The sequence below is a fragment of the Burkholderia sp. ABCPW 11 genome, assembly GCF_001523445.1.
Classification (GTDB): Bacteria; Pseudomonadota; Gammaproteobacteria; order Burkholderiales; family Burkholderiaceae; genus Burkholderia.
Window position 1 is genome coordinate 133,426 of the sequence record NZ_LOVM01000098.1, and the last position, 8,842, is coordinate 142,267.

The following is an 8,842-nucleotide window of genomic DNA, read 5'->3' on the forward strand; positions in this document are numbered from 1 at the left end:
CTCGGTGTGTCGTGCCGCGCAGCGCGAGGCAGAGCGCCGGTCGCCCGATGCCGGTCGCCCGATGCTGCACCGGATTGGTGCGGATGGCGAACCTTACGACCGTAAAGTATAGCTGCCATTATGGTCCGCAAACGGGCCGTTTGGCGCGTGGTGTAAACGCAGAAGGGAAAACGAGGGGGCGGCCTGCCGTCGACACGCGCGCGGCTGGGCCGCCGCGCGCGGGGAAGGGCGGAACCGGCGGAACGGCGTCAGCCGGCCGCGACTTTGCGGGTCGGACGCTTGAGCAGCGGCGCGAGGTACTTGCCGGTGAAGCTCGCCTTCGTCTTCGCGACCTGCTCGGGCGTGCCCTGCGCGATGATCTGGCCGCCGCCGGCGCCGCCTTCGGGGCCGAGGTCGATCACCCAGTCGGCCGTCTTGATCACGTCGAGGTTGTGCTCGATGATCACGACCGTGTTGCCCTGGTCGCGCAGCCGGTGGATCACTTCCAGCAGCAGCGCGATGTCGTGGAAGTGCAGGCCGGTGGTCGGCTCGTCGAGGATGTACAGCGTGCGGCCGGTGTCGCGCTTGCTCAGCTCCAGCGACAGCTTCACGCGCTGCGCCTCGCCGCCCGACAGCGTCGTGGCCGACTGGCCGAGGCGGATGTAGCCGAGGCCGACGTCGAGCAGCGTCTTCAGCTTGCGCGCGATGACCGGCACCGCGCTGAAGAACTCGTACGCGTGCTCGACCGTCATGTCGAGCACTTCGCTGATGTTCTTGCCCTTGTACTGCACTTCGAGCGTTTCGCGGTTGTAGCGCTTGCCGTGGCACACGTCGCACGGCACGTAGACGTCCGGCAGGAAGTGCATCTCGACCTTCAGCACGCCGTCGCCCTGGCACGATTCGCAGCGGCCGCCCTTCACGTTGAACGAGAAGCGGCCCGGATCGTAGCCGCGCTCCTTCGCGGTCGGCACGCCCGAGAACAGCTCGCGGATCGGTGTGAACAGGCCCGTGTACGTGGCCGGGTTCGAGCGCGGCGTGCGGCCGATCGGCGACTGGTCGACGTTGATCACCTTGTCGAAGTGCTCGAGGCCCTCGATCGCCTCGTGCGGCGCCGGCTCGGCAGCCGAGCCGTACAGGTGGCGCGCGACCGCGTGATACAGCGTGTCGTTGATCAGCGTCGACTTGCCGGAGCCCGACACGCCGGTGATGCAGGTCAGCAGCCCGACCGGCAGTTCGAGATCGACGTGCTTCAGGTTGTTGCCGTGCGCGTCGACGATGCGCAGCATCCGCTCCGGATCGGGTGCGAGCCGCTCGTCCGGGTACTCGATGACGCGCTTGCCGACCAGATACTGGCCGGTCAGCGATTGCGGATTCGACTGCACCTGCTTCGGCGTGCCTTCGGCGACCACGATGCCGCCGTGCTCGCCCGCGCCGGGGCCCATGTCGACGACGTAGTCGGCCGTGCGGATCATGTCCTCGTCGTGCTCGACGACGATCACCGAGTTGCCGAGGTCGCGCAGATGCTTGAGCGTCGCGATCAGGCGGTCGTTGTCGCGCTGGTGCAGCCCGATCGACGGCTCGTCGAGCACGTACATCACGCCCGTGAGGCCCGAGCCGATCTGCGACGCGAGCCGGATCCGCTGCGCCTCGCCGCCCGACAGCGTTTCGGCGCTGCGCTCGAGCGACAGGTAATCGAGGCCGACGTTGTTCAGGAACGTCAGGCGCGCGACGATTTCCTTGATCACCTTGTCGGCGATCTCGCGCTTCGCGCCTTCGAGCGTCAGCCCGTCGAAATAGCCGAGCGCGTCGCGCAGCGGCCAGCCGCTGATTTCATAGATGCCGCGCGCGTGGTCGCCGGTGCCGATCCGCACGTGGCGTGCCTCGCGACGCAGGCGCGTGCCGTCGCACGACGGGCACGGCTGGTTGTTCTGGTATTTCGACAGCTCTTCGCGCACCGCGACCGAATCGGTCTCGCGGTAGCGGCGCTCCAGATTCGGGATGATCCCTTCGAACACGTGCTCGCGGATCGTCGTGCGGCCGCGCTCGTTGATGTACGAGAACGGAATCGTCTGCTTGCCCGAGCCGAACAGCAGCACCTTCCGGATCTTTTCGGGCAGATCCTCGAACGCGGCGTCGATGTCGAATTCGTAGAAGGCCGCGAGGCTCTGCAGCATCTGGAAGTAGAACTGGTTGCGGCGGTCCCAGCCCTTCACGGCGCCGGCGGCGAGCGACAGCGACGGGTGCGCGACGACCCGCTTCGGGTCGAAGAACGTGATCTGACCGAGGCCGTCGCATTCCGGGCACGCGCCCATCGGGTTGTTGAACGAGAACAGGCGCGGCTCGAGCTCCTGCAGCGAGTACGAGCAGACCGGGCACGCGAACTTCGAGCTGAACAGGTGCTCGCGGTCGGTATCCATCTCGAGCGCGATCGCGCGGCCGTCGGCGAGGCGCAGCGCCGTCTCGAACGATTCGGCGAGCCGCTGCTTCATGTCCGGGCGCACTTTCAGGCGATCGACGACGACGTCGATCGTGTGCTTGTCGTTCTTCTTCAGCTTCGGCAGCGACTCGACCTCGTAGATCTTCGCGACGCCTTCGTTCGCGGCGCCGCCGCCCGAGCGCACGCGAAAGCGCACGAAGCCCTGCGCCTGCATCTCCTCGAACAGCTCGACGTGCTCGCCCTTGCGGTTCGCGACGACGGGCGCGAGGATCATCAGCTTGGTTTCCTCGGGCAGCGCGAGCGCCGCGTCGACCATCTGCGACACGCTCTGCGCCTCGAGCGGGATGTCGTGGTCGGGGCAGTACGGGGTGCCGACACGTGCGTACAAAAGTCGCAGGTAGTCGTGGATTTCGGTGACCGTGCCGACGGTCGAACGCGGATTGTGGGACGTTGCCTTCTGCTCGATCGAGATCGCCGGCGACAGCCCCTCGATCAGGTCGACGTCGGGCTTCTCCATCAGCTGCAGGAACTGGCGGGCGTACGCGGACAGGCTTTCCACGTAGCGGCGCTGGCCTTCGGCATAAAGGGTATCGAACGCGAGCGACGACTTGCCCGACCCGGACAACCCGGTAATCACGACCAGCTTGTGGCGCGGCAGGTCGAGATTGACGTTTTTCAGGTTGTGGGTGCGTGCCCCACGGATACGGATCTGTTCCATGAACCTGGCGAAAATGGAGGGAACCAAACCTGCTACTATAACGGCTTTTCGAGACCGTCGTTTACGGCCCCCAGCCTTTACAGCAGGTGGCAGCAAGGCGATACCTGCGCCGGGGAAAGCGGTCGCGCCGCACGTTCCGGGCGGCCCGCAGGCCGCCTGCATCCGGCCCCGACGTGTGGCCCCGAAAGGCCGCCAGGCCGCCGGTCCTGATCTTCCGCCGCCCGCCGCCGGGCGGACATTCCGATCATTCGAAATTCATTCCCGATGTCCAATCCGTCTGCCACGTCTTCCCGCATGACCGCGCCCGAACTGCGCGCGACCACGTCGCTCGCGGCGATCTTCGCGCTGCGCATGCTCGGCCTGTTCATGATCATGCCGGTGTTCTCGGTCTACGCGAAAACCATCCCGGGCGGCGACAACGTGTTGCTCGTCGGCATCGCGCTCGGGGCCTACGGCGTCACGCAGTCGCTGTTCTATATCTTCTACGGCTGGGCGTCCGACAAGTTCGGCCGCAAGCCGGTGATCGCCACGGGCCTCGTGATCTTCGCGCTCGGCAGCTTCGTCGCCGCGTTCGCGCACGATATCACGTGGATCATCGTCGGCCGCGTGATCCAGGGGATGGGCGCGGTGTCGTCCGCGGTGCTCGCGTTCATCGCCGACCTGACCTCCGAGCAGAACCGCACGAAGGCGATGGCGATGGTCGGCGGCTCGATCGGCGTGTCGTTCGCGGTCGCGATCGTCGGCGCGCCGATCGTGTTCCACTGGGTCGGGATGAGCGGACTGTTCGCGATCGTCGGCGTGCTGTCGATCCTCGCGATCGGCGTCGTGCTGTGGATCGTGCCCGACGCGGCCAAGCCCGTGCACGTGCCCGCGCCGTTCGCCGAGGTGCTGCACAACGTCGAGCTGCTGCGCCTGAACTTCGGCGTGCTGGTGCTGCATGCGACGCAGACGGCGCTGTTCCTCGTCGTGCCGCGCCTGCTGGTGGACGGCGGGCTGCCGGTCGCCGCGCACTGGAAGGTCTACCTGCCGGTGATGGGGCTCGCGTTCGTGATGATGGTGCCGGCGATCATCGTCGCGGAAAAGCGGGGCAAGATGAAGCCGGTGCTGCTCGGCGGCATTCTGGCTATCCTGATCGGCCAATTGTTGCTCGGCAGCGCACCGCATACCATTCTGATTGTGGCGGCGATCCTGTTCGTGTACTTCCTCGGGTTCAACATCCTGGAGGCGTCGCAGCCGTCGCTCGTGTCGAAGCTCGCGCCGGGTTCGCGCAAGGGCGCGGCCACGGGTGTCTACAACACCACGCAGTCGGTCGGGCTCGCGCTCGGCGGCATCGTGGGCGGCTGGCTGCTGAAGCACGGCGGGGCGAACACGGTGTTTTACACGTGTTCGGGGCTCGTTGCCGCGTGGCTTATAATCGCGGCCAGCATGAAAGCGCCGCCGCGCAAGGCCTGAATCTGATCGTCGGGCAGGCACGGGCGGCGTTCGCCGGCTCGCCCGGCGGGCCGCTCCGACGGCTTTCGCGGGCGGCCCCGCATCGAATTTACTGGAGAAACACATGGCATCCGTCAACAAGGTCATCCTCGTCGGCAATCTCGGCGCCGATCCTGAAGTCCGTTACCTGCCGAGCGGCGACGCGGTTGCGAACATCCGTCTCGCGACGACCGATCGCTACAAGGACAAGGCGAGCGGCGATTTCAAGGAAATGACCGAGTGGCATCGCGTCGCGTTCTTCGGCCGTCTGGCGGAAATCGTCAGCGAATACCTGAAGAAGGGTTCGTCGGTCTATATCGAAGGCCGCATCCGTACGCGCAAGTGGCAGGGCCAGGACGGCCAGGACCGTTACTCGACCGAAATCGTTGCCGAACAGATGCAGATGCTCGGCGGCCGCGGTGGTTCGGGCGGCGGCGGTGGCGGTGGTGACGAAGGCGGTTATGGCGGCGGCTACGGTGGTGGCGGCGGCCGCGGCGAGCAGGCGGAGCGCGGCGGTGGCGGCGGTCGTGCCGGCGGCGCGACGCGTGGCGGTGCGGGTGGTGGCGGCCAGAGCCGTCCGAGCGCACCGGCAGGCGGCGGGTTCGACGAGATGGACGACGATATTCCGTTCTGATCGCAAGTCGCACCCCCGCATCACGATGGGCCCGAATGTCCGAGTCAAGCCAGTCGCTTGGCCCGGGTTTTCGGGCCTTGCTTCGTTTACGTCGCGCCTGCCCGCCGCGCTCGGGATGAAACGTGGCTGACGCACTCCCCGACCTCATCGCTCCCCGTCTCGACGTCCTGTTCTGCGGGATCAATCCCGGCCTGATCGCGGCCGCGACCGGCCATCACTTCGCGGGAAGAAACAACCGCTTCTGGCGCGTGATCCATCTCGCGGGTTTCACGCCGACGGAGCTTGCGCCGCAGGACGATCGCGCGATACTCCGTTACGGCTGCGGGCTGACGGCCGTGGTGCCGCGACCGACCGCGCGTGCCGATCAGCTTTCGCGCGCGGAATTCATGGCCGCGGCCGCCGCGTTCGAACACAAGGTCGCGCAGCATGCGCCGCGCTTCGTCGCGTTTCTCGGCAAGGCGGCGTATTCGGCGCTGTCGGGGCAGCGCGAAGTCGCGTGGGGATCGCAGCCATCGCGCATCCGGCAAGCGCGGGTGTGGGTGCTGCCCAACCCCAGCGGGAGAAACCTCGCATTCGCGCTCGACGATCTGGTCGATGCGTATCGTGAGCTTCATCTCGCGGCGACGGCGGAGAAGCACGATGCGACGCAGTAAGACCGCGGCTCCATGGCCCGGCACCATCGTGCCGCGCGCATTCTTCAACCGCATGGCCACCGAGGTGGCGCCGCAGCTGCTCAACAAGATCCTCGCGGCCGCGGACGGCCGGGCCGGCCGCATCGTCGAAGTGGAAGCGTATGCGGGCGCGCTCGATCCGGCCGCGCACACCTATCGCGGCAAGACGCCGCGCAATGCGACGATGTTCGGGCCGCCCGGGCACTTCTACGTTTATTTCACGTACGGCATGCACTGGTGCTGCAACTGCGTATGTGGCCCGGACGGCGCGGGAACGGGCGTGCTGATCCGCGCGCTGGAGCCGCTGCACGGGCTCGAGCGGATGCGTGCGGCGCGGCCGCCGCGCACGCGCGATCGCGACCTGTGCCGCGGGCCGGCGCGGTTGACGCAGGCGATGGGGATCGGCGGCGCGCAGGATGGCGTCGACCTGGTCGGCGCGCATGAAGGGTTCGCGATCGTCGACGACGGGATGGCGCCGCCCGCCGACCCGGCGGGCGGGCCGCGCATCGGCATTCGCGTCGGCCGGGATCTGCCGTGGCGGTGGAGCGTGCCCGGCAACCGGTACGTATCGGGCGCGGTGCCGCGCAGGTAACGGCTGCCGCACAAGTCGCGCCCAATTCGACCCGCGTCACGCCGCCGCCATGATTGACCGGCTAAGCTGGCCGTTTCGACGTTTCGATCGAGGGGACACCATGCGGCGGGTCGTATTCAACCAGAAGGGCGGCGTGGGCAAGTCGACGATCGTCTGCAACCTGGCAGCGATCAGTGCGAGCGAAGGATTGCGCACGCTCGTCATCGATCTCGATGCTCAGGCGAGCTCGACGCGCTACCTGCTCGGCGACGCCGCGGCCGACGCGCAACCGGGCGTCGCCGGCTTCTTCGAAACCGCGCTGACCTTCAACTTCCGTCCGGTGGACATCGCGTCGTTCATCCACGCGACCCCGTTCGACGGGCTCGACGTGATGCCTGCGCATCCGGATCTCGACACGCTGCACGGCAAGCTCGAATCGCGCTACAAGATCTACAAGTTGCGCGATGCGCTGAACGAGCTCGACATGTACGACGCCGTATACATCGACACGCCGCCCGCGCTGAATTTCTATACGCGCTCGGCGCTGATCGCGGTCGAACGCTGCCTGATCCCGTTCGACTGCGACGATTTCTCGCGCCGCGCGCTGTACACGCTGCTCGAGAACGTGAAGGAAATCCAGCAGGACCACAACGCGGCGCTCGAGGTGGAAGGGATCGTCATCAACCAGTTCCAGCCGCGCGCGAGCCTGCCGCAACGGCTGGTCGACGAACTCGTCGACGAAGGGTTGCCGGTACTCGCGTCGCGGTTGTCCGCGTCGGTGAAGATCCGCGAATCGCATCAGCAGTCGACGCCGGTGATCCATCTCGAGCCGACGCACAAGCTCGCGCAGGAGTTTCGCGCGCTGCATCGCGAACTGGCTGGCTGATCCCGCGCCCGACCGCGTCGACCGGGGCCGCTTCAAGCGGCCTTTTTTTATCGCGTCCCGTAATTCGTCCGATTATTGAATTCGTTATTAATAAGGCCGAAAACGATTTCATGGCAAATCCAGAAAAACGATTACACAGATGGTTTTTGATTTCCAAAGAGGGCCGGTTTTCTAATAAGCAGAATAATGAATTGGTAAATATTGCGCGACACCAGGTTGCGCTATGCTGCAAAAGGTAAAAATGCATTGCGGGTCGGAGCAGGCGAGATCGGGGTTGCGAGGTCGGCGCCCCGCAAGCTTCGGCGGTCGCTCTAAAGGGTAATAAGGGTTTATACCTATCATTAATGCCACTTAATTGACAATTAATCGCTCTAGAATGGCTTCCTTCAACTGCCCGCGCCCAAATGGGTGACGGGTTGTCAATAAGGAAGCGGGTGTCGATCAAGCTTCCATTTTTTCTCAAGTCGTCTCTCGCATTGCTAACAGGAGCGTGCCCGATGTCCGTATTTGCCCCCGAAAAACTCGCCGCCGATTATCAATCCGGTATCGCCGCCTGGTTCGCGATCGCCCGTCCGGCGATCCACGGTTTCGAGGCCGTCGTCGAACTCAACCTGCAGGCGGCCAGGACGGCGCTCGAGGAATACGAGGACAAGCTGAAGAACGCGTTCAACGGCAACAACCCGGCCGCAGGCTTCGCGCAGCAGGTTGCCGCGCCGCAGGAAGCGGCCGGCAAGGTCGTGTCGTACGGCCGCCATCTGTTCGACATCGCGGTGTCGACCCAGTCCGAATGGGCGAAGGTCGCGCAGGCGCAGTACGAGCAGAACGACAAGCGTCTGAAGGACGTGCTCGGCGAACTGTCGAAGCATGCGCCGGCCGGCTCGGCGCCGGTAGTAGCCGCGCTGAATTCGGCGCTGTCCGCGGCGAGCGCCGCGGCCGACTCCGTGCGTGCGGCGACGGGTCAGGCGCTCGAAGCGGCGCAGAGCGGCTTCGATGCGGTCAGCGAAACGGCCACGCGCGGCGCCAAGCAGACGGCGGCCGCCGCCCGCAAGGACGCAGCGGCTGCGCGCGAATCGGCAGCGTAACCGCGTGAGTGCGTGTCGCGCGCAGGCGCGACACGATTGACCGGCGCCGGATGACGCCGGACGCCGCGTGTGCCACGCGGGGTCCGGCGAACGCCCGGTGCGCCGCAAGACGACCGTGCACGGTTGCCCGTGCCGCGGTGTGCCGTGCCGCCGGTGCGAACGGATGCTGCCCGCCATGCGGCGGCATGCGGCCGCGCTCGCGCCGGATGGCCCGGCGCACGCCATCGCCACGTGCAGCCGCCTCGTGCCGGCGTCAGAACGACGAACTGATTTCAACGCAGGGATTGAACATGACGGATGTAGTGATCGTATCGGCCGCGCGGACCGCGGTCGGCAAATTCGGCGGCTCGCTGGCAAAGATTGCGGCGCCGGAACTGGGCGCGACGGTGATCCA

General features: G+C 66.3%; 7 protein-coding genes. 6 read left to right on the forward strand and 1 reads right to left on the reverse strand.

Annotation, left to right across the window (positions count from 1 at the left end):
- Window positions 1-248: 248 nt before the first annotated feature.
- Window positions 249-3,134, reverse strand: coding sequence for an excinuclease ABC subunit UvrA (gene uvrA / locus WS61_RS32140; protein WP_059506673.1), 2,886 nt, complete (start codon window positions 3,132-3,134; stop codon window positions 249-251).
- A gap of 264 nt (window positions 3,135-3,398) precedes the next feature.
- Between uvrA and WS61_RS32145 the strand changes: the two genes are divergently transcribed.
- The 6 genes from WS61_RS32145 to phaP all read left to right on the forward strand — a co-directional run bounded on the left by WS61_RS32145 (window position 3,399) and on the right by phaP (window position 8,448).
- Window positions 3,399-4,586, forward strand: a complete 1,188-nt coding sequence (locus WS61_RS32145; RefSeq protein ID WP_059506675.1) for an MFS transporter — start codon at window positions 3,399-3,401, stop codon at window positions 4,584-4,586.
- A gap of 103 nt (window positions 4,587-4,689) precedes the next feature.
- Window positions 4,690-5,238 carry a single-stranded DNA-binding protein gene (locus WS61_RS32150; protein ID WP_059506677.1) on the forward strand — a complete coding sequence of 183 codons (549 nt, stop codon included), beginning with the start codon at window positions 4,690-4,692 and terminating at the stop codon, window positions 5,236-5,238.
- A gap of 122 nt (window positions 5,239-5,360) precedes the next feature.
- On the forward strand, window positions 5,361-5,891 hold the full coding sequence (gene mug, locus WS61_RS32155; protein ID WP_059506679.1) for a G/U mismatch-specific DNA glycosylase: 531 nt from the start codon (window positions 5,361-5,363) through the stop codon (window positions 5,889-5,891).
- Window positions 5,878-6,501, forward strand: coding sequence for a DNA-3-methyladenine glycosylase (locus WS61_RS32160; RefSeq protein ID WP_059506681.1), 624 nt, complete (start codon window positions 5,878-5,880; stop codon window positions 6,499-6,501). The genes mug and WS61_RS32160 overlap by 14 nt, the downstream gene beginning before the upstream one ends.
- A gap of 100 nt (window positions 6,502-6,601) precedes the next feature.
- Entirely contained in the window at window positions 6,602-7,366 is a 765-nt protein-coding gene (locus WS61_RS32165) for a ParA family protein (protein WP_059506682.1), read from the forward strand.
- A 497-nt stretch (window positions 7,367-7,863) separates the two neighbouring features.
- Window positions 7,864-8,448 carry a TIGR01841 family phasin gene (gene phaP, locus WS61_RS32170; protein ID WP_059506684.1) on the forward strand — a complete coding sequence of 195 codons (585 nt, stop codon included), beginning with the start codon at window positions 7,864-7,866 and terminating at the stop codon, window positions 8,446-8,448.
- Window positions 8,449-8,842 lie beyond the last annotated feature (394 nt).